22 protein-coding genes are annotated in these 26,196 nt (G+C 53.6%); 4 read left to right on the plus strand and 18 right to left on the minus strand.

Annotated elements, in window-relative coordinates:
* Positions 1–2 precede the first annotated feature (2 nt).
* The 17 genes from accA to rpsB all read right to left on the minus strand — a co-directional run bounded on the left by accA (position 3) and on the right by rpsB (position 19,557).
* Positions 3–962 carry an acetyl-CoA carboxylase carboxyl transferase subunit alpha gene (gene accA / locus KE671_RS09865; protein WP_206162810.1) on the minus strand — a complete coding sequence of 320 codons (960 nt, stop codon included), beginning with the start codon at positions 960–962 and terminating at the stop codon, positions 3–5.
* 12 nt (positions 963–974) lie between these two features.
* Complete coding sequence (dnaE, locus tag KE671_RS09870) at positions 975–4,457, minus strand: DNA polymerase III subunit alpha (RefSeq protein WP_206162811.1); 3,483 nt, start codon at positions 4,455–4,457, stop codon at positions 975–977.
* Between the two features lie 24 nt (positions 4,458–4,481).
* Positions 4,482–5,078, minus strand: coding sequence for a ribonuclease HII (gene rnhB / locus KE671_RS09875; RefSeq protein WP_206162812.1), 597 nt, complete (start codon positions 5,076–5,078; stop codon positions 4,482–4,484).
* Entirely contained in the window at positions 5,075–6,223 is a 1,149-nt protein-coding gene (gene lpxB, locus KE671_RS09880) for a lipid-A-disaccharide synthase (protein ID WP_206162813.1), read from the minus strand. The genes rnhB and lpxB overlap by 4 nt, the downstream gene beginning before the upstream one ends.
* Positions 6,223–7,011, minus strand: a complete 789-nt coding sequence (gene lpxA / locus KE671_RS09885) for an acyl-ACP--UDP-N-acetylglucosamine O-acyltransferase (protein WP_206162814.1) — start codon at positions 7,009–7,011, stop codon at positions 6,223–6,225. Before lpxA ends, lpxB begins: the two co-directional genes overlap by 1 nt.
* A 3-nt stretch (positions 7,012–7,014) precedes the next feature.
* Entirely contained in the window at positions 7,015–7,470 is a 456-nt protein-coding gene (gene fabZ, locus KE671_RS09890) for a 3-hydroxyacyl-ACP dehydratase FabZ (protein ID WP_003018528.1), read from the minus strand.
* A 103-nt stretch (positions 7,471–7,573) separates the two neighbouring features.
* Positions 7,574–8,599, minus strand: a complete 1,026-nt coding sequence (gene lpxD / locus KE671_RS09895; protein WP_206162815.1) for a UDP-3-O-(3-hydroxymyristoyl)glucosamine N-acyltransferase — start codon at positions 8,597–8,599, stop codon at positions 7,574–7,576.
* Between the two features lie 3 nt (positions 8,600–8,602).
* Positions 8,603–9,088 (minus strand): molecular chaperone Skp, encoded by a 486-nt coding sequence (gene skp / locus KE671_RS09900; protein WP_042323679.1) that lies wholly within the window; start codon positions 9,086–9,088, stop codon positions 8,603–8,605.
* Between the two features lie 122 nt (positions 9,089–9,210).
* A complete protein-coding gene (bamA, locus tag KE671_RS09905) occupies positions 9,211–11,640 on the minus strand; it encodes an outer membrane protein assembly factor BamA (protein WP_206162816.1) in 2,430 nt (809 codons plus the stop codon).
* 31 nt (positions 11,641–11,671) lie between these two features.
* The gene (gene rseP, locus KE671_RS09910) at positions 11,672–13,024 is read right to left on the minus strand and encodes a sigma E protease regulator RseP (protein ID WP_206162817.1); all 1,353 of its coding nucleotides are present in this window, start codon (positions 13,022–13,024) and stop codon (positions 11,672–11,674) included.
* A gap of 11 nt (positions 13,025–13,035) precedes the next feature.
* Positions 13,036–13,893, minus strand: coding sequence for a phosphatidate cytidylyltransferase (gene cdsA, locus KE671_RS09915; protein ID WP_206162818.1), 858 nt, complete (start codon positions 13,891–13,893; stop codon positions 13,036–13,038).
* A 12-nt stretch (positions 13,894–13,905) separates the two neighbouring features.
* Positions 13,906–14,664 carry a (2E,6E)-farnesyl-diphosphate-specific ditrans,polycis-undecaprenyl-diphosphate synthase gene (gene ispU, locus KE671_RS09920; RefSeq protein ID WP_042997864.1) on the minus strand — a complete coding sequence of 253 codons (759 nt, stop codon included), beginning with the start codon at positions 14,662–14,664 and terminating at the stop codon, positions 13,906–13,908.
* A gap of 188 nt (positions 14,665–14,852) precedes the next feature.
* Positions 14,853–16,049 carry a 1-deoxy-D-xylulose-5-phosphate reductoisomerase gene (gene ispC / locus KE671_RS09925; RefSeq protein ID WP_206162819.1) on the minus strand — a complete coding sequence of 399 codons (1,197 nt, stop codon included), beginning with the start codon at positions 16,047–16,049 and terminating at the stop codon, positions 14,853–14,855.
* A gap of 92 nt (positions 16,050–16,141) precedes the next feature.
* Positions 16,142–16,699, minus strand: coding sequence for a ribosome recycling factor (frr, locus tag KE671_RS09930; protein WP_042323692.1), 558 nt, complete (start codon positions 16,697–16,699; stop codon positions 16,142–16,144).
* Between the two features lie 142 nt (positions 16,700–16,841).
* Positions 16,842–17,567, minus strand: coding sequence for a UMP kinase (gene pyrH, locus KE671_RS09935; RefSeq protein ID WP_181622319.1), 726 nt, complete (start codon positions 17,565–17,567; stop codon positions 16,842–16,844).
* A 153-nt stretch (positions 17,568–17,720) separates the two neighbouring features.
* The gene (gene tsf, locus KE671_RS09940) at positions 17,721–18,572 is read right to left on the minus strand and encodes a translation elongation factor Ts (protein WP_042323696.1); all 852 of its coding nucleotides are present in this window, start codon (positions 18,570–18,572) and stop codon (positions 17,721–17,723) included.
* Between the two features lie 259 nt (positions 18,573–18,831).
* Complete coding sequence (gene rpsB / locus KE671_RS09945; protein ID WP_012133990.1) at positions 18,832–19,557, minus strand: 30S ribosomal protein S2; 726 nt, start codon at positions 19,555–19,557, stop codon at positions 18,832–18,834.
* Between the two features lie 447 nt (positions 19,558–20,004).
* Between rpsB and map the strand changes: the two genes are divergently transcribed.
* From map to KE671_RS09965, 4 genes are all read left to right on the plus strand, one after another.
* Positions 20,005–20,799: a type I methionyl aminopeptidase gene (map, locus tag KE671_RS09950; RefSeq protein ID WP_206162820.1), complete on the plus strand. Its 795-nt coding sequence runs from the start codon at positions 20,005–20,007 to the stop codon at positions 20,797–20,799.
* A gap of 108 nt (positions 20,800–20,907) precedes the next feature.
* Positions 20,908–23,580, plus strand: coding sequence for a bifunctional uridylyltransferase/uridylyl-removing protein GlnD (glnD, locus tag KE671_RS09955; protein WP_206162821.1), 2,673 nt, complete (start codon positions 20,908–20,910; stop codon positions 23,578–23,580).
* Between the two features lie 30 nt (positions 23,581–23,610).
* A complete protein-coding gene (gene dapD / locus KE671_RS09960) occupies positions 23,611–24,435 on the plus strand; it encodes a 2,3,4,5-tetrahydropyridine-2,6-dicarboxylate N-succinyltransferase (RefSeq protein ID WP_206162822.1) in 825 nt (274 codons plus the stop codon).
* 109 nt (positions 24,436–24,544) lie between these two features.
* A complete protein-coding gene (locus KE671_RS09965; RefSeq protein WP_042997870.1) occupies positions 24,545–24,931 on the plus strand; it encodes a DUF3461 family protein in 387 nt (128 codons plus the stop codon).
* Positions 24,932–25,033: 102 nt separating this feature from the next.
* Here KE671_RS09965 and cdaR read toward each other — a convergent pair whose 3' ends face one another.
* Positions 25,034–26,191 (minus strand): CdaR family transcriptional regulator, encoded by a 1,158-nt coding sequence (gene cdaR / locus KE671_RS09970; protein WP_206162823.1) that lies wholly within the window; start codon positions 26,189–26,191, stop codon positions 25,034–25,036.
* Positions 26,192–26,196: the final 5 nt, after the last annotated feature.

Genomic DNA, 26,196 nt, shown 5'->3' on the forward strand with positions numbered 1-26,196 from the left:
GCTTACGCGTAGCCGTAGCTCATCAGGCGTTGATAGCGACGGTTTTTCAAATCTTCAGTGCTCAGCACATCGAGATCGGCAAGATCGGCCAACAGTTGCGCTTTCAGCGAGGCCGCCATCGCTTCCGGGTTACGATGCGCGCCACCCAGCGGTTCCTGGATGATGGAGTCAATCAGCTTCAGCTCTTTCAGACGCGGAGCGATAATGCCCATCGCTTCTGCGGCCAGCGGGGCTTTGTCCGCGCTTTTCCACAGAATGGAGGCGCAACCTTCCGGGGAGATAACAGAATAGGTGCTGTATTGCAGCATGTTCACTTTGTCACCCACACCGATCGCCAGCGCGCCGCCAGACCCCCCCTCCCCGATCACGGTGCAGATAACCGGCACACTCAGGCGCGACATCTCACGCAGGTTACGGGCGATAGCTTCGGACTGACCGCGCTCTTCAGCGCCCACGCCAGGGTAGGCGCCCGGGGTGTCAATAAAGGTAATGATCGGCATGTTGAAACGCTCGGCCATTTCCATCAGACGCAGGGCTTTACGATAGCCTTCTGGCGCCGGCATCCCGAAGTTACGACGGATTTTCTCTTTGGTCTCACGGCCTTTCTGATGACCAATGATCATCACCGGACGACCGTCCAGACGCGCAATGCCGCCGACGATCGCTTTATCGTCCGCATAGGCGCGATCGCCCGCCAGTTCGTCAAATTCATCAAACGCCAGGCGAACATAATCCAGGGTGTAAGGACGCTGCGGATGGCGTGCCAGTTGGGCAACCTGCCATGCGCCAAGATCGGCGAAGATTTTGCGCGTCAGCTCTACGCTTTTTTCACGCAGGCGATGCACTTCTTCATCGATGTTAATATCCAGTTTCTCGTCCTGACGGCTCACCGCAGTCAGAGAATCGATTTTTGCTTCCAGCTCTGCAATCGGCTGTTCAAAATCAAGGAAATTCAGACTCATAGTATTCCTGTATTAGTCAAACTCCAGTTCCACCTGCTCCGAACCAATGAGGCCACGGAGATCGTTTAGCAAACGATCGCTCGGAGAGACACGCCACGTCGCGCCAAAACGCAACCGCGCACGTGCATCCGCCCTCTGATAGTAGAGATGTACTGGAATTGTCCCCGAGCGGTGGGGTTCCAGAGACTGACGGAGTCGGTTTAAAAGCTGGTCATCAATTTGCCTGTCCGTCAGCGAGATAGCAAGCCCGCGAGCATATTTTTCCCGGGCTTCGTCAATATCCATCACTTCGCGGGCGGTCATTTTAAGCCCCCCACTGAAGTCATCAAAGCTGACCTGTCCGCTGACGATAAGTATGCGGTCTTTTTCCAGCAATTGCTGGTATTTATCCAGGGCGTCGGTAAATAACATTACCTCCAGACGTCCGGAACGGTCATCCAGCGTACAGATGCCGATACGATTGCCGCGCTTGGTGACCATAACCCTTGCGGCAATGACGAGCCCTGCAGCCGTGGTCACTTTACCACGTTCTGTCGGATGCATGTCTTTCAGCCGGTAGCCTCCGACATAGCGCTCAATTTCTTTCAAATACTGGTTGATAGGGTGTCCCGTCAGGTACAGCCCCAACGTTTCGCGTTCCCCATCTAACACCACCTGCTCCGGCCATGGCTGACAGCTGGCGTAGGACTGTTCAATTTGCTCCGGCTCTTCCGCCAGTACGCCGAACATATCCGCCTGACCGATCGCTTCCGCTTTTGCGTGCTGGTCAGCGGCTTTTAGCGCATCGCCCAGCGAATTCATCAGCGCGGCGCGATGCGGCCCCAGCCTGTCGAACGCCCCGGACATGATCAGTTTTTCCAGTACGCGGCGGTTCAGTTTTTTAGTATCAGTGCGCGCACAGAGATCGAACAGCTCACGGAAGTAACCGCCGTTGTTACGTGCCTCGATGATCGCCTCAATCGGCCCCTCGCCTACACCTTTAATCGCGCCGATACCGTAAACAATCTCCCCGTCATCGTTGACGTGGAAATGGTAAAGCCCGGAGTTGATATCCGGCGGCAGAATTTTCAGCCCCATCCGCCAGCATTCGTCCACCAGCCCCACGACCTTCTCGGTGTTGTCCATATCAGCAGTCATTACCGCCGCCATAAACTCAGCAGGATAGTGCGCTTTCAGCCACAGCGTTTGATAAGAGACCAGCGCGTAGGCAGCAGAGTGCGATTTGTTAAATCCGTAGCCGGCGAATTTTTCCACCAGGTCGAAGATTTTCATCGCCAGTTCGCCGTCAACGCCGTTCTTTTTTGCCCCTTCTTCGAAGGTGCCGCGCTGTTTGGCCATCTCTTCCGGCTTTTTCTTACCCATCGCACGACGCAGCATGTCCGCGCCGCCAAGGGTATAACCTGAGAGCACCTGGGCAATCTGCATGACCTGTTCCTGATACAGAATGATGCCGTAGGTCGGCTCCAGTACTGGTTTCAGGCTTTCATGTTGCCACTGCACATCCGGATAGGAGATCTCTTCGCGCCCATGCTTACGGTCGATGAAGTTATCTACCATCCCGGACTGTAACGGCCCCGGTCGGAACAGCGCCACCAGGGCGATCATATCTTCGAAGCAGTCAGGCTGCAGACGTTTAATCAGGTCTTTCATGCCGCGGGATTCAAGCTGGAAGACCGCCGTGGTCTCCGAGCGTTGCAGCATGTCGAAGCTTTTCTTGTCGTCAAGCGGAATAGCGGCAATATCCAGCGGCGGCTCGCCGTTCTTCTCACGACGGGCGTTAATCATTTCCAGCGCCCAGTTGATGATAGTGAGCGTACGCAGGCCGAGGAAGTCGAACTTCACGAGGCCGGCATATTCGACGTCGTTTTTATCAAACTGAGTAACCGGATGCAGCCCTTGTTCATCACAGTACAGCGGCGCGAAATCGGTAATTTTCGTCGGGGCGATAACCACACCACCGGCGTGTTTACCAGCGTTACGGGTCACGCCTTCCAGCTTACGCGCCATGTCGATCAGCGCTTTAACTTCCTCATCCGCCTCGTAAATCTCAGGCAGTTGTGGTTCGGCCTCGAAAGCTTTCGCCAGCGTCATCCCCGGGTCGGGCGGGACCAGTTTCGAAATACGATCGACAAAGCCATACGGATGGCCCAGCACACGCCCCACGTCGCGAATAACCGCTTTCGCCGCCATCGTACCAAAGGTAATGATCTGCGATACCGCATCACGGCCGTACATATCCGCCACATGCTCAATGACCTGGTCGCGTTTCTCCATACAGAAGTCAACGTCGAAGTCAGGCATGGAGACACGTTCCGGGTTGAGGAAACGTTCGAACAGCAGGTCAAATTCCAGCGGATCGAGATCGGTAATTTTCAGCGCATAGGCCACAAGCGATCCCGCACCGGACCCACGGCCCGGACCTACCGGTACGCCGTTATCTTTCGACCACTGGATAAATTCCATCACGATGAGGAAGTAGCCCGGGAACCCCATCTGGTTAATCACCTGTAACTCGATATCCAGACGCTCATCGTAAGGCGGACGTTTTTCCTGACGTACGGCTTCATCCGGGAACAGGAAAGCCAGACGTTCTTCCAGCCCCTCTTTCGATTTTTTGACCAGATAATCTTCCGTGGTCATATCGCCGGTCGGGAACTGCGGCAGGAAGTACTCCCCCAGACGCACCGTGACGTTACAGCGTTTTGCTATTTCGACGGTGTTTTCCAGCGCTTCCGGAATGTCGGAGAAGAGTTCGCACATCTCCTCTTCCGAGCGCATATATTGCTGCGGCGAGTAGTTACGCGGACGTTTGGGATCGTCGAGGGTGAAGCCATCGTGAATAGCGACGCGGATTTCATGCGCGTCAAAGTCTTCGCTATTGATAAAGCGTACGTCGTTGGTCGCGACCACTGGCAAACCGCGTGCTTCCGCCAGTTCAACGGCAGCATGCAGATAATTCTCTTCATCGGGTCTGCCGGTCCGGATCAGCTCAAGGAAGTAACGATCCGGGAAATGTTCTTCGTAGAAAGCGACACACTCTTCGACCAGCGCGCTGTTGCCGCGCAGTAGACTACGCCCGACGTCACCCATACGCCCACCAGACAGCAGGATCAACCCTTCTTTCAGTTCGATCAGCCAGTCACGGTCAATGATCGGTCCCGCCGCGCCGTAGCCACGCTGATAAGCTTTGGAGATCAGCAGGGTGAGATTTTGATAACCGGTATTATTCGCGGCGAGCACCGTCAGATGCGTGAGTTCATCACCCATCAGCTCGCTCTGGACATGGAAATCAGCGCCAACAATGGGTTTAATCCCTGCCCCATGACCCGCTCCGTAGAACTTCACCAGACCACAGAGATTCGTAAAATCGGTGATCGCCAGCGCAGGCATGCCTAACGCGGCCACCTTTTTCACCAGCGGCCCGGTTTTCGCCAGCCCATCGATCATGGAGTAGTCGCTGTGCACCCGCAGGTGGACGAAACGAGGTTCAGACATCTTCAGATTCCTTCGACACAAGAATCAGGACGCGAGTCCCAGTGCGCGTTTAACGGGAGCAAAACTACGTCGGTGATGTTCCGTTGCGCCATGTTCAGCCAGTTTTTCCAGATGGAAAGCGGTTGGATACCCTTTGTGCTGGGCAAAACCATATTGCGGGAAAACGCTATCCAACGCAGCCATTTCGGCGTCACGCGTGACTTTTGCAAGAATCGACGCGGCACTGATTTCCGCCACCTGACTGTCGCCCTTCACCACCGCCAGAGACGGCACAGGCAATGCCGGGCAACGATTGCCATCGATCAATACATATTCCGGCGCAATATGTAACCCCGCCACCGCTCGCTGCATGGCCAGCATCGTGGCGTGGAGAATATTCAGCGCATCGATCTCGTGCGGTTCTGCACGGCCAAGGCTCCAGCTCAACGCTTTTTCTTTGATTTCGTCATACAGCGCCAGACGACGCTTTTCAGATAATTTTTTGGAATCGTTAAGACCCGCTATCGGGCGCGCCGGGTCGAGGATCACGGCTGCGGTGACGACCGCGCCGACCAACGGACCGCGCCCGACTTCATCCACACCCGCCACTAAATGCGTGTGCGGATAAACAAATTCAATCATCGTGCTAACTCCAGGACCGCATCCGCTGCCTGCTCATCAGCATTACAGCGGATCTGCTGATGCAGTTCGCGGAAAGTATCGTGCATCGCATGGCTGGTTTTACCGTTAGCCAGCAAGGGGAGAAGCGCCTCAGCCAGCTTTTGCGGCTCGCACTCTTCCTGTAACAGCTCTTTCACCAGTTCCCTTCCCGCCAGCAGGTTTGGCAGCGAGACATAATCGGTTTTTACCAGCCGTTTTGCCAGCCAGAAGGTGAAGGGCTTCATGCGATATCCGACCACCATCGGACATTTCGCCAGCATACATTCAAGCGCAGCAGTACCCGACGCCAGCAGCGCGGCATCGCTGGCAACCATTGCTTCACGCCCCATCCCGTCCAGCAGATGAACAGAAAGTTCTGGCGCAACTTCCGCTTTGATCTTCTCGAACTGCTCACGGCGTTTCGCGTTGACCAGCGGCACCACCACTTCAAGATCGGGATACGTCTGGCGCAACCGTTGCGCGGTTTTCAGGAAGTCTGCGCTAAGCATTTCCACTTCAGCGCCACGGCTGCCGGGTAATAGCGCCAGGCAGTGCGCATCATGGGGGATTCCCAGCACATCGCGCGCCGCATTTTTATCTGGATCCAGCGGCATCGCGTCCGCCATCGTGTGACCGATAAAACGGCACGGCACATTGTACTTGTCGTAAAACGCTTTTTCGAAAGGCAGAAAAGCCAGAACCATATTGGTGGATCTGCCTATTTTGAAAACGCGTTTCTGTCGCCATGCCCAGACGGACGGACTGACGTAATGAATCGTTTTGATACCCTGTTTTTTCAGATTCCCTTCGAGAGTGATATTGAAATCGGGTGCATCAATACCGACAAAAACATCGGGCTGCAGTTCGGTGAATCGACGGGTCAGATCGGCACGGATATGCAGCAGACGACGCAGGCGCCCAAGCACTTCCACAATCCCCATCACCGCCAGTTCTTCCATTTCATACCAGGCTTCGCAGCCTTCGGCCTGCATGCGCGGCCCCGCGACGCCGACAAAACGCGCGTCAGGTACGCGCGCTTTTAGCGCCCGGATTAAGCCAGCACCAAGAATATCGCCGGAGGTTTCTCCGGCGACCAGGGCAATCGTTAAGGGGCGCTGCTCTGCCATTAACGAATCAGACCGCGCGTTGAGCGGGCAAAGAAATCGCTGAACGCCTGTACTTCCGGATACTGCGTCGCCAGTTCGGCGATTTCCGGTTTCACTTCTTCCAGCGTTTTGCCACTGCGGTACAACGCTTTGTAAGCATTGCGGATGGCGGTGATCGCTTCGCGGGTAAAACCGCGGCGCTTCAACCCTTCGATGTTGACGCCAAACGGCGTCGCGTGGTTGCCCTGCGCAATAACGTACGGCGGAACGTCCTGAGCAACGCCAGAACAGCCGCCGACCATCACGTGTGCACCAATAATGCAGAACTGGTGCACGGCGGTCATGCCACCGATGATAACGTAATCATCCAGCGAGACGTGACCGGCAAGCGTGGCGTTATTTGCCAGAATACAGCGATCCCCTATTGTGCAATCATGCGCCACATGGGCATTGATCATCAGTAAGTTATCGCTGCCCACCTTCGTCAATCCACCGCCCTGCACTGTGCCACGATGAATGGTAACGCTTTCGCGAATGCGGTTACGATCGCCAATTTCCACACGGGTCGGTTCACCAGCATATTTCAGATCCTGGTTCACTTCACCGATGGAGGCAAACTGATATATCTCGTTATCACGGCCAATTTTAGTATGGCCATTCACGACAACGTGAGACTTCAGTACGGTACCCTCACCAATTTCAACATGGGGTCCAACAAGGCAAAAAGGACCAATGTGAACGTTAGCGCCAAGTGAGGCACCCTCTTCCACAATGGCGGTTGGATGAATAAAGGCGGATTTATCAATCACGTATCAGGCCTCCCGGCTACGAGCGCACATCATCGTTGCTTCGCAAACTACTTTACCGTCAACCAGCGCGACCCCTTTAAAGCGGGTCAGGCCACGGCGCGTTTTCTCGAAAGTGACTTCCATAATCATCTGATCGCCAGGCACGACGGGACGCTTAAAGCGTGCTTCATCAATACCTGCGAAATAGTAGAGTTCTCCCGGCTCCAGTTTCCCAACGCTTTTAAACGCAAGAATACCGGTAGCCTGTGCCATGGCTTCCAGAATCAGCACGCCTGGGAAAATCGGTTTACCCGGGAAATGCCCCTGGAAAAACGGCTCGTTAACGGAGACATTTTTCACTGCGCGCAGAAAACGACCTTCTTCAAAGTCCAGCACGCGGTCAACCAGTAAAAACGGAAAGCGGTGCGGCAGAAGTTCTAAAATCTCTTCAATATGCAGAGTATGAGTGTTAGTAGTCAAAATACTCTTCCTGTCCAAATATGCTAAAAGCCAATAATAACACGGCCTGCCGCAATCGTATGAATGCCGACAGGCCGTAAAGTATGTGTGACCGGGTGAGAGTTTAGTCTTGTTGATTAACCTTGCGCTCAATGGCTTTGAGGCGCTTGCTCATATCATCAATGTTCATCACCAGTGCGGCTGTCTTACGCCATACTTTGTTAGGTTGCAGCGGAATGCCTGAGGAATAAACACCAGGTTCAGTGATGGGACGCATCACCATCCCCATTCCTGTGACGGTAACCTTGTCGCATATTTCCATATGCCCATTGATTACGCTGGCACCGCCGATCATGCAGTAACGGCCAATCTTCAGGCTGCCCGCCATGATGACGCCCCCGGCAACCGCGGTATTGTCGCCAATCACAACGTTATGTGCAATCTGACACTGGTTATCAATGATAACGCCATTGCCGATCACCGTATCATCCAGCGCACCACGGTCGATGGTGGTACAAGCGCCGATCTCCACGCGATCGCCAATAATGACGCGACCTAACTGCGGGATCTTCACCCAGTTACCGCGATCGTTGGCATAGCCAAAACCGTCGGCACCTATGACCGTACTGGACTGAATCAGGCAATTTTCACCGATCTGAATGTCGTGGTAAACCGATACATTCGCCCACAGGCGCGAACCGGCCCCAATTTTCGTATTTTTTCCGACGAAGCAGCCCGCGCCGATAACCACGTTATCGCCAAGCTCCACGCCAGATTCAATTACCGCATTCGCGCCAATTGAAATGTTGCTACCCAGCGTTGCCGTCGCATCAACCACTGCACTCGGTGCAATGTTCTGTGCCGGCTGCGGCGTGGTATCTAAAATTTGCGCCATTCGCGCGTACGTCAGGTAGGGATTCTTCACTACCAGCGCAGCACTCTTAGCAAAAGGAAGATCGTCTTGCGTCATGACAACGGCAGACGCCTGGCATAAGGCCAGGTGCTCACGGTATTTCGGATTCACCATGAACGTAATGTGACCTGTTTGCGCAGATTGCATGGACGCAACGCCGGTGATGACGAGATCGCCATCACCGTGTAATTCTGCATCCAACTGCTCTGCTAAATCAGCCAGTCGAATTGAAGGCATTACTTATTTAACCTGTTTCAGTACGTCAGCGGTGATGTCTTTTACATCGCTGCTGTTGTAAGCAACGGTGTTCGCGTCAACGACCAGATCGATGCTCTGGCTGCTGGCAACAGATTTCACAGCAGTCTGGATACGCGTAACCAGTTTGCCACGTTCTTCGTTGGAACGACGCGCACGATCCTGCTCAAAAGCCTGCGCTTTCTGAGAGAAGGTTTGACGCTGAGCCATTACGTCTTTTTCCAGCTTAGTACGATCGCTACCCGCTTTCATGGACTGCAGACGCTGCATTTTAGATTGCAGGTCAGATTCCATACGCTGCAGTTCGCTCGCGCGGCCTTTAAACTCATTTTCCAACGTATTGGAAACACCGGTCTTCTGCGCAACCTGCTGGAACAGGCTACCCATGTTGACGATTGCAATTTTGTCAGCAGCCTGTGCAGACGTAACCATTGCTAAACCGAGACCTGCCGCTAATAACCACTTTTTCACAATAAACTCCTTACCATCCCATTTGCACCCGAAGGTACAGTTCTTTGCGTGGCCAGGCGATCCCATGCAAGATCGCCTAAAGTCATCGCTACACTACCATTACATTCCTTTGCGAAGAACAATTACCAGGTTTTACCAATGTTAAACTGGAACTGCTCTTTTTTGTCTCCATCGTAATCCTTAAACGGCTGGGCGTAGGAGAAGACCAACGGCCCCAATGGGGACATCCATTGTAATGCGATACCAGCAGACATACGGATATTACTCGGATCACTGTAGTCTGGATAACCGGAATATGCACTTGAATCCCAGTTAGTATCCCAGACGGTACCCATATCCCAGAAGAACGAGGTACGGACCGAGTTCGCATACTTATCGCTAATGAACGGCGTAGGGGTAATGAATTCCAGGCTGGCGACAGCCATCGCGTTACCGCCCACTGCGTCATCCGATTTACACGGTGCTGACTGAGTGCTCTCACATTCGTTATCGTAGTCGTTATCACCATCATGACGACTGCTGGACGGGTAATAAACCGCTTTCGGACCAATAGTGTTGGACTGGAAGCCACGCACGGTGCTGGAGCCACCGGCATAGAAGTTCTCATAGAACGGCATCTCTTTGCCGCCGAATCCATCGCCGTAACCCCAACGGGTACGACCAAGAACTACCCATTTGTGATCGTCATCGATCGGCACGTAGGTCGCGGTATCCAGCGTCGCTTTGTAGAACTCGTTATCAGAGCCCGGGATCGTCACCTTACCGTTCAGGTTGATACGCGTCCCTTCCGTCGGGAAGAAGCCACGGTCAAGCTTGTTGTAAGTCCAACCATAGTTGAAGGTGAAGTCGTTGGCACTGTAGGAGTTGCGGTCATTTGAGTTATCCGGGTATTCACCAACGGAGTTCAAGTAACGCCACATCGCGACCTGCGGCTGCATGTTGGACAGGGAGTTATGCACATACCCTAAACCCGCACGCAAGGTGTTGTATTCGTTGACTGGGAAGCCCAGCGTAACGTCTGTACCGTAACTTTTGTTGGTATAGTCAGACAGATCCGCATCGTTCGCATCGAAGTCGTTATAGAAAATACGACCACCCAAGCTCACACCATCAACGGTGAAGTACGGGTTGGTGACGGACAGTTCGCTGTAGGTCTGGTAATCGTTCTTGGTACCGTTAATCCCTACCGCGTAACCTGTGCCCAGCCAGTTATCCTGCTGAACACCCGCCTGGAAGCTTACGCCGCTTTCCGTACCGTAACCAACACCGAAGTTGAAGCTACCGGTATTACGCTCTTTCACCTTATAGACCACATCAACCTGGTCCGGGCTGCCCGGAACACGCTGCGTGTCGGTGTCGACCGTTTCAAAGTAACCCAGACGGTTCAGACGCTCTTTACCCTGATCAACCATATCGCTGCCCAGCCATGCCCCTTCCATCTGGCGCATTTCGCGACGCAGGACGGCATCTTTGGACGTATCGTTACCTTCAAAACGGATCTTACGCACGTAGAAACGGTTACCCGCATCCACGTTTACGCGCAGCTTAACCGTTTTATCGGCATCGTTAATTTCAGGTTGAGACTGAACGCGCGGATAGGCGTAGCCATAGCGACCCAGAAGCTTCTTAATATCATCTTCCATTTTGGTCACTTTGGTGCCGTTATAGAGTTCACCCGGCTCAATTTTGGTCAGGCTTTCGATCTCCGCAGAATGCCCCGCCAGGTTACCCGTTACCTGAACGCCAGAAAGCTTATACTGCTCGCCTTCCGTGATGTTCACGGTAATGTAGATCCCTTTCTTATCCGGGGTCAGACTGACCTGCGTTGAGTCGATGTTGAAACGCGCATAACCGCGATCCAGATAGTAGCTGCGCAGGGTTTCAAGGTCACCCGCCAGTTTCTGCTTCTGGTACTTGCGATCGCCGACGACGTTCCACCACGGAACTTCATCACGCAACTGGAAGTGAGAGATCAGTTCATCCGTGCTGAAGGCATGATTACCGACGATATTGATCTGCTGGATCTTCGCCGATACCCCTTCCTGGAAAACCAGTTTAAGGTCAACACGGTTGCGCGGCAGAGGCGTGACCACAGCTTTCACACTGGCACTGTATTTACCGACGCTGTAGTAGAAGTCTTCCAGACCTTTCTCGATATCGGCAATAGTGGTGCGATCCAAAGATTCGCCAACACGCACGCCAGAAGCTTCGAGGTTTTGCTTCAGCATGTCATCTTTCACCGATTTGTTACCGGAGAAGGTAATGCTGGCAATAGTCGGACGTTCTTTTACCTGAACGAGAAGGGTATCGCCATCGCGAAGGACACGAACATCCTCAAAGTTGCCGGTGGCAAACAGAGCGCGAATGGTATTACTGATATCTTCATCATTAACCGTGTCGCCTGTGCGCACCGGCATACTGAGGAGGGCCGCACCAACGGCGACACGCTGCAAGCCTTCGAAATGAATGTCCTTCACTACGAACCCTTCAGCACCGTATACGGTCGCGCTGCTAAACAGCAGCGACGCTATGAGCAACTTTTTCATCGCCATCGTTATTATGCGTTCTTCCTAACTAACTCTCTTACAACCGAGAGAAATCATTGAAAAGTGCAAGCCCCATTAACAGCACCAGCAATATCGAGCCAATGCGATAACTAAAGTCTTGAACCCGCTCGGATACCGGTCCGCCCTTAAGCTTTTCAATCGCCAGGAACAGCAGATGCCCCCCGTCAAGAACGGGCAACGGAAACAGGTTGATTATCCCTAAGTTCACGCTAATCAGCGCAAGGAACATCAGATAATAAATCACCCCGAACTCCGCTGACATCCCAGCCCCCTGAGCGATAGAAATCGGCCCACTGAGGTTGTTCAGTTTCACATCACCGGTTATCAATTTTCCCAGCATACTGACCGTCAGTTTCATCAACTGCCACGTTTTATCCGTGGCCTGTGCGATGGCGCTGAACGGCCCATACTGGCGTACTGTCTTGTACTCATCCGGCAGAGGAATGATTTTCGGCACAACGCCAGCAAACCCTTCTGCCTTCCCATTACCCGATTTCGAATCCGGAATTAATGTTAAAGACAAGGCACTGCCCTGTCTTTCAATTTCCAGCGCTAACGGCTGACCCGGATTATCGCGCACCAGGGTCACAAACGTCATCCATTGTGTTAGCGGTTGACCATCGACTTTAACGATCCTGTCGCCAGCTTGCAAACCCGCCTTACTTGCGGCGGACTGCGCCTGAACTTCTGACAGCACCGGTTCAATCTGTGGCCCGCGCGGTCGAATCCCTAAAGAAGATACAGGATCTTCCTTATCAGGCTCAAATGCCCACTGCCGCAAATCCAGCGTTTTTTCCTGTCGCTGGTTGCTGCCGAAAGGCGCCACGCTGAGTGTTGTCTGTTCATCACCAATTTTTGCGACCAACTGTAAACGCACTGCGTCCCAATCAGGGGTTTCGATACCATCAACGGCTTTAAGTTCCGTGCCTGGAATAATTTGCGCCTGGGCGGCAATCGAGTTGGGTGTTATTTCGCCAACAACCGGACGAACACCGGGGACACCGATGATAAACACCAGCCAGTAAGCGAAGATGGCAAAAAGGAAATTAGCAACCGGACCGGCGGCAATGATCGCTGCGCGCTGACCGACAGTTTTATTGTTGAAAGCGTGGTGCCGCAGCTCCGGGATCACCGGTTCAGCGCGCTCATCCAGCATTTTGACATAGCCGCCCAGTGGGATTAGGGCGATGACATATTCGGTTCCAGACCGATCGGTACGGCGCCAGAGCGCTTTACCAAATCCAATGGAAAAGCGCTCAACACGGACACCGCAGCGCCGGGCAACCCAGAAATGACCAAATTCATGCACGGTGATCAGCACACCCAGTGCGACAATGAATGCAGCCAGATTCCAGAGAATACTCAGCATAAAACCTTCCGTTAAAGCGTCTTGAATACCAGTAACAACAGACAAGCAAAGACCGGTACTGCCGCCGTCAGGCTATCAATACGGTCCAGAATACCACCGTGTCCTGGAATCAAATGACCGCTGTCTTTAATTCCTGCTTCACGCTTAAACATGCTCTCGGTCAGATCGCCCAGCACGGAGGCCAGCGCAGCGACAATAGAACAAATTAATAAGGTGACAGGCGCAACATCCAGATTCGCCCACATACCGTAACCCCAGGAGATCACAGCCGCTGTGGCAAGGCCACCAAAAAAGCCCTGCCAGGTTTTCCCTGGTGACACTTTCGGCGCCAGTTTATGTTTGCCAAACAGTTTGCCAAACATGTACGCCCCGGAATCCGCACCCCAGACCAGGATCATGACATAGAGCAACCATATTGCGCCACTGTAATGATTCTCGTCGTAGTGCCAGGCACGCAGCGCCAACATTCCCCAAAAGAAGGGAACGATCGTGAGCACGCCAAAAATTATGCGTAATGTCTTCGAATTACGCCAGATCGTCGCCGAGCCGGGGTAAAAAAACACCAGCACTAACGCAACGACCCACCAGCCCAACGATGCCCACAACGAGGCTTCGACCAACGGCTGGTGAATGTTATGATGATATTCCGGCAACAGAAACAGCATCAGCGCGAGCAATAGCCCACACAGCACCGCCAGCCAGACGCGTTGTGTGCGCGTGGCAAAACCGCTTAACTGTCCCCATTCCCACGCGGCCAGCATACAAACAACCAACGTCACAATGGCGAACCCCACCGGCGGCAGCAAAAACAGCGCCGCGATGACCACGGGTATTAAAACGAAAGCAGAAATCAGGCGATACTTCAGCAAAAGCGACCCCCATCAGGCTTTGTCATCACCGGGCTCGGTGCCGCCGAAACGACGCTCTCGATTAGCAAAGGCATGCAGCGCACCTTCAAAGTCTTGTTCATCGAAATCGGGCCAAAGAACATCTGTAAAGTAAAGTTCGGCATAGGCAATTTGCCAAAGCAAAAAGTTACTTATTCGATGCTCTCCCCCAGTCCTAATTACTAAATCCACCGGAGCCAGCTCATGCATACAGATTTGTTGGTTGAGCATGTCTTCATCAATCTGATCAGGACGCAGTAAACCTTCCTGCACCTGTTCTGCCAGTTGTCTGACTCCCTGGACAATGTCCCAACGTCCGCCGTAATTCGCCGCAATATTCAGCGTCAACCCGGTATTCTGGGCGGTAAGCGCTTCAGACTTACGAATACGTTCTTGCAAACGCGAGTTAAATCGACTGGTGTCGCCAATAATGCGCAGGCGGACGTTATGGCGATGCAGGCTTTTCACTTCACTATCAAGCGCCCACACAAATAACTCCATTAACGCACTGACTTCCTGCGCCGGTCGGTTCCAGTTTTCACTACTAAAGGCATACAGCGTTAACGCATCAATACCATTGTTGGCAGCAAAAGAAACGGCACGGCGGACGGATTTCGCTCCGGCCTTATGCCCAAATGCGCGAATCTTCCCTTGCTTTTTCGCCCAGCGACCATTGCCATCCATTATGATCGCGACATGACGACAGCCATGTGCTGGCAAATTTTCGCTTACTGGTTGAGTTGCAGACAACATAACGCGTTTATAGTCCCTGAAAGGATTTAGCGGTACTCAGGAATACTGAAGCCTTAACACAAAAAAGCCGTGTCAAACCACGGCTTACCTGACCGAAAAAAGCCAAATACCTGCGATCAGGTGGCGCAGACTATATCACTGAAGCACAACGCTAACAAATAGCACAATCTCCTCCAGGAGGATTATCCTCAGCTTGCGAGTCGCATCACTTGTTTTCTGGCGACTTCTCGCGCAATCGCATCGACCCTCAGTACGTCATCGACGCTCTGCGGTTCGTGTAGATCCATCTGCTCCAGCACGGCTAAATTGAGATCGGCAATATCGGTAAAGCGTATTTCTTCAGCAAGAAATGCAGCAACGACAATTTCATTCGCTGCATTTAGCGCGGTTGTAGCAGCTTGCCCCTGCTCAAACGCCTCCATTGCCAGCTTCAGACACGGATAGCGTTGGTAATCCGGCGCGCTGAACGTCAACGCACTGAGTTTGCAGAAATCGAGCGGCGCAACGCCGGAGGCGACGCGATTCGGCCAGGCCATCGTATGTGCGATAGGCGTACGCATGTCTGGCTCACCCAGTTGCGCCAGAACGCTGCCGTCCTGATAACGCACCATCGAGTGAATCACCGACTGCGGGTGAATCAGCACTTCCATCTGGCGGGCACTGGCGTTAAACAACCAACGCGCTTCAATGTATTCCAGACCTTTATTCATCATGGTGGCAGAATCGACGGAGATTTTACGTCCCATCGACCAGTTCGGATGACGGCATGCCTGATCGGGCGTCATTGACACCAGTTCATGCAGCGGCGTTTCCCGGAATGGGCCACCAGACCCGGTAAGCAAAACGGACATCACGCCATTCTGCTCCAGGTCAGCGTATCCCAGATTGTGTTGAATGGGTTGGGGCATACTCTGAAAAATCGCGTTATGCTCGCTGTCTACCGGTAAAAGTCGGGCTTTACTGTGCTTCACGGCGTCCATGAACAGGCGTCCGCAGGTCACCAGAGATTCTTTGTTTGCCAGCAGAATGGTTTTTCCTGCGCGAATCGCGGCAAGCGTGGGCAGCAGGCCCGCCGCGCCAACGATGGCCGCCATAACCTGATCGACCTCATCAAGCGCCGCCATATCACACGCCGCCTGTTGACCGCTCAGAACCTCCGTCTGGCTACCCTGCTGCTTCAGCGCGTCATTGAGAAAGCGCGCGCTGGCGTCATCGTCCATTACGGCATAACGCGGGGAGAATTCCAGGCACTGCTCCACCATACGGCTGACATTTTTACCTGCCACTAGCGCGATAACGCGAAAGTGATCAGGGTTATGGCGCACCACGTCCAGCGTGCTGCAACCGATAGAGCCGGTCGAGCCCAGAATGGTTAATTGCTTCATCAAACATCCGAAAAATAGACAGGATAAAAAGCAAAACGCCGCCAGCCGATCCTAAGCGATCTTCTGCGCGGCGTTTTGAGCGTACAGCGGAATCAGAACTGCATCAGTTCTGCTTCTTTATCTGCCAGCGCCGCATCCACCTTCTTGATGGCAGCATCCGTCATTTTCTGTACGTCGTCCTGAGAACGGCGATCGTCATCTTCGCTGATCTCTTTGTCTTTCAGCAGTGCTTTCACTTTGTCGTTCGCATCACGGCGGACGTTACGTACGGCAACACGCGCCTGTTCAGCTTCGCCACGAACGATTTTCGTCAGATCTTTACGACGCTCTTCCGTCAGAGGAGGCAGCGGAACGCGAATATCGCTGCCCGCTGAGCTCGGGTTCAGACCGAGGTCAGAAGCCATAATCGCTTTCTCAACGGCCGGGCTCATGGAGCGGTCAAACACGTTGATTTTCAGGGTACGGGAATCTTCTACCGTTACGCTTGCCAGCTGACGCAGCGGCGTAGGCGTGCCGTAATATTCCACGACAATGCCATCCAGCAGGCTGGGAGAAGCACGACCCGTGCGTATTTTGCTGATTTGGTTTTTGAACGCTTCTACGCATTTTTCCATGCGTACTTCAGCATCTTTTCTGATATCGCTAATCACGTTACGAATCCTTGAAAACTTGTCTCAGTCAGACCAGACAGTACACCTGTAGAGGTGTGCTTAGTATAGCCCTGATTAAAATATTACGGGTAAGCCCGCGATATTAACGCGGAATCTTACCTCTATTTAGCCATTACGGGAATTATTCCGTAATTAACGTGCCTTCTTTTTCACCCATAACCACGCGACGCAGTGCGCCTGGCTTGTTCATGTTAAAGACACGAATCGGCAACTTATGATCACGCGCCAGCGTAAACGCGGCCAGATCCATCACTTTCAGTTCTTTATCCAGCACTTCGTTGTATGTCAGCTGCTCGTACATGGTAGCCGTAGGATCTTTCGCCGGATCGGCGGTAAAGACGCCATCGACTTTCGTCGCTTTCAGCACCACGTCGGCTTCGATTTCAATGCCACGCAGGCACGCCGCAGAGTCAGTGGTGAAGAAAGGATTACCGGTACCCGCAGAGAGGATAACCACGCGGTTATTACGCAGCAGGCTGATCGCCTCTGCCCAGCTGTAGTTGTCGCATACGCCATTCAGTGGGATAGCGGACATCAGGCGGGCGTTCACATAGGCGCGGTGAAGCGCATCGCGCATTGCCAGGCCGTTCATCACGGTGGCCAGCATGCCCATGTGGTCGCCCACAACGCGGTTCATACCCGCTTTCGCCAGACCAGCACCACGGAACAAGTTACCGCCACCAATCACCACACCAACCTGAATACCCAGTTCAACCAGTTCTTTGATTTCCTGAGCCATACGATCCAGTATGCTTGCGTCAATACCGAAGCCTTCCGAACCCTGCAGAGCTTCGCCACTTAACTTAAGCAGAATGCGTTTATAGACGGGTTTTGCATTGGTAGCCATGTTTCTTTCCTGAGACTGTCAACGATTAAAAATGGGGGTAAATTCTGGCGACAATGATATGTCGCTACTCAGTACAACGAAATAAGCGCCATACTGATTTTTGCGTGACGGGTGACAAAAAGAAGCCGCCCTCAGGCGGCTCCTTTTCAACAATTAAGACTGCTTGGACATCGCAGCAACTTCTGCTGCAAAGTCAGTCTCAACTTTCTCGATGCCTTCACCCACTTCGAAGCGGATGAAGCCAGTCACGTCAGCGTTGTGTTCTTTCAGCAGCTGACCAACAGACTTGCTCGGCTCCATAACGAAAGGCTGACCCGTCAGAGAAACTTCGCCGGTGAATTTCTTCATGCGGCCTTCAACCATTTTCTCTGCGATTTCTTTCGGCTTACCAGACTGCATCGCGATGTCCAGCTGAACCTGGTATTCTTTTTCTACCACTTCAGCAGACACGTCTTCCGGCTTAACGAATTCAGGTTTGCTTGCAGCAACGTGCATTGCCAGCTGTTTAACCAGCTCTTCGTCAGCGCCTTTAGCGGCAACCAGAACACCGATGCGCGCACCGTGCTGGTAGCTACCCAGAACGTCGCCTTCCAGGGAAGCGATACGGCGGATGTTGATGTTCTCACCGATTTTCGCAACCAGCGCAACGCGCTCTTCTTCGAACTGCGCTTTCAGCACTTCAACGTCAGTGATTTTGCCAGCAACCGCAGCGTCCAGCACTTTATCAGCAAAAGCCTGGAAACCACCGTCTTTAGCCACGAAGTCAGTCTGGCAGTTAACTTCCAGAATGAAAGCGATGTTGCCGTCGATTTTGGTTTTGATTACGCCGTCAGCAGCAACGTTGCCTGCTTTTTTCGCCGCTTTGATAGCGCCGGACTTACGCATGTTTTCGATTGCCAGCTCGATGTCGCCATTAGCTTCAGTCAGTGCTTTTTTGCAATCCATCATGCCTGCGCCAGTACGCTCACGCAGCTCTTTTACCAGGGATGCGGTAATTTCAGCCATTCTAAAATCCTCGGAAGATTTGATCTGCCCGGCGTCAAACCGCACAGATTTAAAAGTGAAAAAGGGGGCCATATACAGGCCCCCTAACCAAACATGATACTACCTGGTTTATAAGGGCTCTTCCCCTTCATATTCCGAGCCGCAGGTGCGTTGTCTTCGCTCGCTCATCCCGGTCACTTACTCATGTAAGCTCCCGGGAATTCTCGAGCTTGCCGCCTTCCTGCAATTCGAACTATCTCAGGGAAGTTATCAAGCCTTATTATTCAGCTTCTACGAAGCTTTCTTCCGCCTGGGAAGCCAGATCCTGAGAACGGCCTTCACGAACGGTTGCAGCGACAGCGCCCAGGTACAGGCTAACAGCACGGATTGCGTCGTCGTTACCCGGGATAACGAAGTCAACACCGTCCGGATCAGAGTTGGTATCAACGATCGCAAATACCGGAATACCCAGGTTGTTTGCTTCTTTGATAGCAATGTGCTCGTGGTCAGCATCGATTACGAACAGAGCGTCCGGCAGACCGCCCATGTCTTTGATACCGCCCAGGCTGTTTTCCAGTTTCTCAAGCTCACGCGTACGCATCAGCGCTTCTTTCTTGGTCAGCTTTTCGAAAGTACCGTCCTGAGACTGAGTTTCCAGGTCTTTCAGACGTTTGATGGACTGACGAACGGTTTTCCAGTTAGTCAGCATACCGCCCAGCCAGCGATGGTTCACGAAGAACTGATCGCAGCTGTTAGCAGCGTCTTTCACCGCTTCGCTTGCAGCGCGTTTAGTACCAACGAAAAGGATTTTACCTTTACGAGAAGCAATCTTGTTCAGTTCAGCCAGCGCTTCGTTGAACATCGGTACGGTTTTCTCAAGGTTGATGATGTGAACTTTGTTACGCGCACCGAAGATGAACGGCTTCATTTTCGGGTTCCAGTAACGGGTCTGGTGACCGAAGTGAACACCAGCCTTGAGCATGTCGCGCATGGAAACAGTTGCCATGATTAAAACCTCTATAGATAAAGTTGGGGTTATGCCTCCACGTATCCCATATTACCGACCCCAAAGGGCACCCCGGAATATGTGCCGATACGTGTGTGTTGTTACACAATGTGAGATTTGTCGCTTCCGTCCATTCTGTGTATACGAAATGAGATCGGAAGTCCGGCGCGCTTTATACCACAAATACGCCGCGGACACCAATAATTGTTGGCGGTCTATGCTGAATTGAACAATGAATTTCGTGTTACAAGAAGGCGGCAAATTTTTGAATCCCTGGCGCTTACCCATGGTAAGTAACTGGGGTGGGAAAATGCAACCAACACGCTTGTGGCACGAAAGGCGAAGTTCAGAATGATTCTCAATTTGGCAGGGTATACCCCTGGCTGATACCATTGGCAGCACTTACACAATTATTGTCGAAATTACCGACACTGATGGACAGAATTCATGGCTATCTCAATTAAGACCCCTGAAGAAATTGAAAAGATGCGCGTCGCGGGCCGTCTGGCCGCGGAAGTGCTGGAGATGATCGAACCGTATATCAAACCAGGTGTCAGCACGGGTGAACTGGATCGTATCTGTAACGACTATATCGTTAACGAGCAGCATGCGATCTCTGCCTGCCTCGGCTATCACGGTTATCCGAAATCCGTCTGCATCTCTATTAATGAAGTGGTGTGTCACGGTATTCCGGACGATGCCAAGCATTTGAAAGATGGCGATATCGTCAATATTGACGTAACCGTCATTAAAGATGAGTACCACGGCGATACCTCCAAAATGTTTATCGTCGGCAAACCGACCATACTGGGCGAGCGTCTGTGCCGCGTCACGCAGGAGAGCCTGTATCTGGCGTTACGAATGGTAAAACCAGGCATCCGTCTGCGCACCCTCGGCGCGGCAATCCAGAAATATGCGGAAGGCGAAGGTTTCTCCGTGGTACGTGAATACTGCGGACACGGTATTGGTCGCGGCTTCCACGAAGAACCGCAGGTGCTGCACTATGATGCGGACGACGGCGGTGTAGTGCTGCAACCGGGCATGACCTTTACTATCGAACCGATGCTCAATGCCGGTGATTACCGCATCCGTACCATGAAAGACGGCTGGACGGTAAAAACCAAAGACCGGAGCTTGTCTGCGCAATACGAGCATACTATTGTAGTGACCGAAAACGGCTGCGAAATCCTGACGTTACGCAAGGATGACACCATCCCGGCGGTACTCACGCACGACGCATAACTTTTTTGCCTGATGGCGCTCTCGCTTATCAGGCCTACAAATGGCACTATTCCGTAGGCCGGATAAGGCACTTTCGCCGTATCCGGCTTTTTTAATGGGTGGCGCAAAATGAATACACTTCCTGAACAGCACGCAAATACCGCTCTCCCCACCCTTCCCGGCCAGCCGCAGAACCCGGGGGCCTGGTCTCGTGGCGACCTCACTGTCACCGGTATCAAGACCCACATCGATGCTTTCCAGCAGTGGCTTGGCGATGCCTTCGACAGCGGAATTTCCGCCGAACAGCTGATTGAAGCGCGTACTGAATTTATCGACCAGTTGCTACAACGTCTGTGGATCGACGCCGGTTTTGGGCAGATTGCCGATCTGGCGCTGGTCGCCGTTGGCGGATACGGACGCGGTGAACTGCACCCGCTTTCCGACATTGACCTGCTCATCCTGAGTCGTAAAAAATTACCGGATGAACAGGCGCAAAAGGTCGGCGAACTGTTGACGCTGTTATGGGACGTCAAACTGGAGGTCGGGCACAGCGTGCGTACGCTGGAAGAGTGCCTGCTGGAAGGGCTATCAGACCTGACCGTTGCCACCAATCTGATTGAAACTCGTCTGCTGATTGGCGATGTTGCTCTTTTTCTGGAACTGCAAAAACATATCTTCAGCGAAGGCTTCTGGCCGTCCGACAAGTTCTATGCCGCCAAAGTGGAAGAGCAGCATCAGCGTCACCAGCGCTATCACGGCACCAGCTATAACCTCGAGCCGGATATCAAAAGTAGCCCCGGCGGTCTGCGCGATATCCACACGTTACAGTGGGTCGCTCGTCGCCATTTTGGCGCCACCTCACTCGACGAGATGGTCGGCTTCGGCTTTTTGACCCAGGCAGAGCGCGCTGAACTCAACGAGTGCCTGCACATTCTGTGGCGTATTCGCTTTGCTCTGCATTTAGTGGTCAGTCGTTACGATAACCGCCTGCTGTTCGATCGTCAGCTGAGCGTCGCTCAGCGCCTGAACTACAGCGGCGAAGGCAACGAACCGGTTGAGCAGATGATGAAGGATTATTTCCGCGTCACCCGCCGCGTCACTGAACTCAACCAGATGCTGCTACAGCTGTTTGACGAAGCGATCCTCGCGCTGTCTGCCGACGAAAAGCCGCGTCCTATTGATGACGATTTTCAACTGCGCGGCACGCTGATCGATCTGCGTCAGGACGATCTGTTCATCCGCGAGCCGGAAGCGATCCTGCGGATGTTTTACACCATGGTGCGCAACAGTGCGATCACCGGGATCTATTCCACCACCCTGCGTCATCTGCGCCATGCGCGTCGCCATCTGAATCAGCCACTGTGCTATATCCCGGAGGCGCGATCGCTGTTTCTCAGTATGTTGCGCCATCCAGGCGCCGTCAGCCGCGGACTGTTGCCAATGCATCGCCATAGCGTACTGGGGGCCTATATGCCGCAGTGGTCGCACATTGTCGGCCAGATGCAGTTTGACCTGTTCCACGCCTATACGGTAGATGAGCACACCATCCGCGTGATGCTGAAGCTGGAAAGTTTTGCCAAAGAAGAGACCCGTCAGCGCCACCCGCTGTGCGTGGATCTCTGGCCGCGTCTGCGGCAGCCCGAACTGATTTTCATCGCCGCGCTGTTCCATGATATCGCCAAAGGGCGCGGCGGCGACCACTCGGTGCTGGGCGCGCAGGACGTGCTCAAGTTTGCGGAACTGCACGGTCTGAACTCGCGCGAAACGCAGCTGATTGCCTGGCTGGTTCGCCAGCACCTGCTGATGTCGGTGACCGCACAGCGTCGTGATATTCAGGATCCTGAAGTGATCAAACAGTTCGCCGAAGAGGTACAGACAGAACATCGCCTGCGCTTCCTGGTCTGCCTGACGGTGGCGGATATATGCGCCACCAACGAAACGCTGTGGAACAGCTGGAAGCAAAGTTTGCTGCGCGAACTGTATTTCGCCACGGAAAAACAGCTGCGCCGGGGGATGCAAAACACGCCGGACATGCGCGAGCGCGTGCGTCATCACCAGTTGCAGGCGCTGGCGTTGCTGCGAATGGATAATATTGATGAAGAAGCGCTGCACCATATCTGGTCGCGCTGTCGCGCTAACTACTTCGTGCGCCACAGCCCGAACCAACTGGCCTGGCATGCGCGTCATCTGTTGCAGCACGATCTCAGCAAACCGCTCATTCTGCTCAGCCCGCAGGCAACGCGCGGCGGTACGGAAATTTTCATCTGGAGTCCGGACCGCCCGTATCTGTTTGCCGCTGTCTGCGCAGAGTTGGACCGGCGTAACCTGAGCGTCCACGATGCGCAGATCTTCACAACCCGAGATGGCATGGCGATGGATACGTTTATCGTGCTGGAACCGGACGGCAGCCCGCTGTCGTCAGACCGACATGAAGCCATCCGCTTTGGGCTGGAACAGGCGATCACCCAGCACAGTTGGCAGCCGCCGCAGCCGCGTCGACAGCCGGCAAAATTGCGCCATTTTACCGTCGATACCGAGGTCACGTTCCTGCCCACGCACACCGACCGCAAATCATTCCTCGAGCTTATCGCACTCGATCAGCCAGGGCTGCTGGCGCGGGTCGGGCAAATTTTTGCCGATCTCGGAATTTCGCTTCATGGCGCCCGAATTACAACCATTGGCGAGCGAGTAGAAGATTTATTCATAATCGCCACAGCAGACCGGCGTGCGCTTAATAATGAGCTTCAGCAGGAAGTGCATCAACGGTTGACAGAGGCCCTCAATCCAAACGATAAAGGGTAGTGTGTTTATTTATAGGGAAAGAGTTTAACAATGCAGCAGTTACAGAACGTTATTGAGACCGCTTTTGAGCGCCGTGCCGACATCACTCCGGCCAATGTGGATACCGTGACCCGTGAAGCGGTGAATCAGGTGATTTCCCTGCTGGATTCCGGCGTACTGCGCGTGGCAGAAAAGGTAGACGGTCAGTGGGTGACTCACCAGTGGTTGAAGAAAGCGGTTCTGCTCTCTTTCCGTATCAACGATAACCAGGTGATCGACGGCGCGGAAAGCCGCTATTTCGATAAAGTGCCGATGAAATTCGCCGACTACGACGAGGCGCGCTTCCAAAAAGAAGGCTTCCGTGTGGTTCCGCCTGCAGCGGTGCGTCAGGGTGCATTTATCGCCCGTAACACCGTGCTGATGCCGTCCTATGTCAACATTGGCGCTTACGTTGATGAAGGCACGATGGTCGATACCTGGGCTACCGTCGGCTCCTGCGCTCAGATCGGTAAGAACGTTCACCTGTCCGGCGGCGTCGGCATCGGTGGCGTACTGGAGCCGCTGCAGGCGAACCCGACCATCATCGAAGACAACTGCTTCATCGGCGCACGTTCTGAAGTCGTAGAGGGCGTGATTGTCGAAGAAGGCTCGGTGATTTCGATGGGCGTTTATATTGGTCAGAGCACCCGTATCTACGACCGTGAAACCGGTGAGGTCCATTATGGCCGCGTTCCGGCAGGCTCCGTTGTCGTATCCGGCAACCTGCCGTCGAAAGATGGCAAGTACAGTCTGTACTGCGCGGTGATTGTGAAAAAGGTCGACGCCAAAACCCGCGGCAAGGTCGGCATCAACGAGTTATTGCGTACCATCGACTAACGGCGATTTGAAAAAGCGGGCTAAGCCCGCTTTTTTTACATCTGCGAGTGGCAGAAACAGGGCTTTTCGTTAATTATTCAATAGTTATAGTGAGCTTAAGGGTACCGCTATGTATGACAATCTGAAAAGTCTGGGCATTACTAATCCTGAAGAAATCGATCGTTACAGCCTGCGGCAAGAAGCCAACAACGATATCCTGAAAATCTATTTCCAGAAGGATAAAGGTGAGTTTTTTGCCAAAAGCGTGAAGTTTAAATACCCCCGCCAGCGCAAAACCGTGGTCGCCGATGGGGTGGGTCAGGGATACAAAGAGGTGCAGGAGATCAGTCCCAACCTGCGCTATGTGATCGACGAGCTCGATCAGATCTGCCAGCGCGATCGCACTGAAGTGGATCTGAAACGTAAGATCCTTGATGACTTACGTCATCTGGAAAGCGTAGTGGCGAATAAGATCACTGAAATCGAAGCCGATCTGGAAAAACTGACGCGTAAATAACATCGTGTCGCATCACTCACAGGCCGGGTAAGGCAAAGCCGTCACCCGGCATTTTTTTGCCTGATGGCGCGACGCTTGTCAGGCCTACATCCCCCTTCAGCACTATCGTTGCTCGTCCAGTTGCAACGCCACATACAGCAACAGCCTGTCATCGAAATTCCCCAAATCCAGCCCGGTCAATTCCGCAATGCGATTCAGTCGGTACTCCAGCGTATTGCGATGAATAAACAGCGCCTTCGAGGTCGCCAGCGGCTGCACGTTGTGGCGAAACCACGCAGCCAGCGTGCGACGCAGCAAACCGTTATTGTCCATCGCCTTCAGCCGCACCAGCGGGCGGGCCAGCTCATTGGCCTGCCAGCCGCCGCGCAGACTGTCGAGCAACACGGGCAGCATCAGATCCTGATAAAAATAGCTGCGACTTTCCGGCATCCGCTGTTTACCCACCATCATCGTGGTGCGCGCCGTGCGGTATGAACGGGCGATACTGCCGGGCCCGGTAAAATAGTTGCCCAGCGCGACGCGAAAACGGAGCTGCCCGTTCTCTTTCATGCGCGCAATAAGCTGCTCAACGCGCTTGCGATGATCTTCGGCATCCCAGCGACCAAACGAATTGAGCGCGGGCTTAAGCACCACCATTTCGGTCAGCGAAACGATGGCAATGAGGTTGTTACGCTCTGGTGTGGTCAGCGCGTTCTGTAACTGCTGCAACTCCGCCATGGCGCTGTCCACGCCGAGTTGTCCGCTGTCCACTTCGACTACCGCCACCACGCGCGGCTGGTTGAGGTCGATGCCTAAACGTTGCGCCCATTCGGTCAATGCCGGCGTGTTCTCTTCTGCCTGAATCAGGTTCATCACCAGCTCTTCCCGCAGACGACTGTCCTGTGCCAGCAGATGCATCAGGCGCGACTGCTCCAGCATCATCTCCGCCGTCATGCACACCAGTTCGCCATATTTGCGCAGATGTTCCGGTTCGCCGGTCAGGCCGATCACGCCCACAACTTCGCCTTCCAGGCGCAGCGGCAGGTTGATCCCCTGACGAACGCCGTGCAGATGACGCGCAACGGCGTCATCGATATCCACCACGCGGCCCTGAGAGAGGACTAACAGCGCGCCTTCGTGCAATTCCCCAATACGCTCGCGATCGCCGCTGCCGATGATCCGCCCACGGGCATCCATCACGTTGATATTGGTATCAATAATGCGCATCGTGCGTGCCACGATATCCTGCGCCATTTTGGTATCAAGATGCCAACCAGCCATAAAGC

This window comes from Citrobacter amalonaticus, assembly GCF_018252635.1.
Taxonomy (GTDB): Bacteria; Pseudomonadota; Gammaproteobacteria; order Enterobacterales; family Enterobacteriaceae; genus Citrobacter_A; species Citrobacter_A amalonaticus_E.

Bases quoted from the DNA above. Each gene is read 5' to 3' on its own strand.
- accA (WP_206162810.1), bottom strand. From the start codon at position 962: ATGAGTCTGAATTTCCTTGATTTTGAACAGCCGATTGCAGAGCTGGAA.
- dnaE (WP_206162811.1), bottom strand. From the start codon at position 4,457: ATGTCTGAACCTCGTTTCGTCCACCTGCGGGTGCACAGCGACTACTCC.
- rnhB (WP_206162812.1), bottom strand. From the start codon at position 5,078: ATGATTGAATTTGTTTATCCGCACACGCATTTAGTGGCGGGTGTGGAT.
- lpxB (WP_206162813.1), bottom strand. From the start codon at position 6,223: ATGGCAGAGCAGCGCCCCTTAACGATTGCCCTGGTCGCCGGAGAAACC.
- lpxD (WP_206162815.1), bottom strand. From the start codon at position 8,599: ATGCCTTCAATTCGACTGGCTGATTTAGCAGAGCAGTTGGATGCAGAA.
- bamA (WP_206162816.1), bottom strand. From the start codon at position 11,640: ATGGCGATGAAAAAGTTGCTCATAGCGTCGCTGCTGTTTAGCAGCGCG.
- rseP (WP_206162817.1), bottom strand. From the start codon at position 13,024: ATGCTGAGTATTCTCTGGAATCTGGCTGCATTCATTGTCGCACTGGGT.
- ispU (WP_042997864.1), bottom strand. From the start codon at position 14,664: ATGTTGTCTGCAACTCAACCAGTAAGCGAAAATTTGCCAGCACATGGC.
- ispC (WP_206162819.1), bottom strand. From the start codon at position 16,049: ATGAAGCAATTAACCATTCTGGGCTCGACCGGCTCTATCGGTTGCAGC.
- pyrH (WP_181622319.1), bottom strand. From the start codon at position 17,567: ATGGCTACCAATGCAAAACCCGTCTATAAACGCATTCTGCTTAAGTTA.
- tsf (WP_042323696.1), bottom strand. From the start codon at position 18,572: ATGGCTGAAATTACCGCATCCCTGGTAAAAGAGCTGCGTGAGCGTACT.
- rpsB (WP_012133990.1), bottom strand. From the start codon at position 19,557: ATGGCAACTGTTTCCATGCGCGACATGCTCAAGGCTGGTGTTCACTTC.
- map (WP_206162820.1), top strand. From the start codon at position 20,005: ATGGCTATCTCAATTAAGACCCCTGAAGAAATTGAAAAGATGCGCGTC.
- glnD (WP_206162821.1), top strand. From the start codon at position 20,908: ATGAATACACTTCCTGAACAGCACGCAAATACCGCTCTCCCCACCCTT.
- dapD (WP_206162822.1), top strand. From the start codon at position 23,611: ATGCAGCAGTTACAGAACGTTATTGAGACCGCTTTTGAGCGCCGTGCC.
- KE671_RS09965 (WP_042997870.1), top strand. From the start codon at position 24,545: ATGTATGACAATCTGAAAAGTCTGGGCATTACTAATCCTGAAGAAATC.
- cdaR (WP_206162823.1), bottom strand. From the start codon at position 26,191: ATGGCTGGTTGGCATCTTGATACCAAAATGGCGCAGGATATCGTGGCA.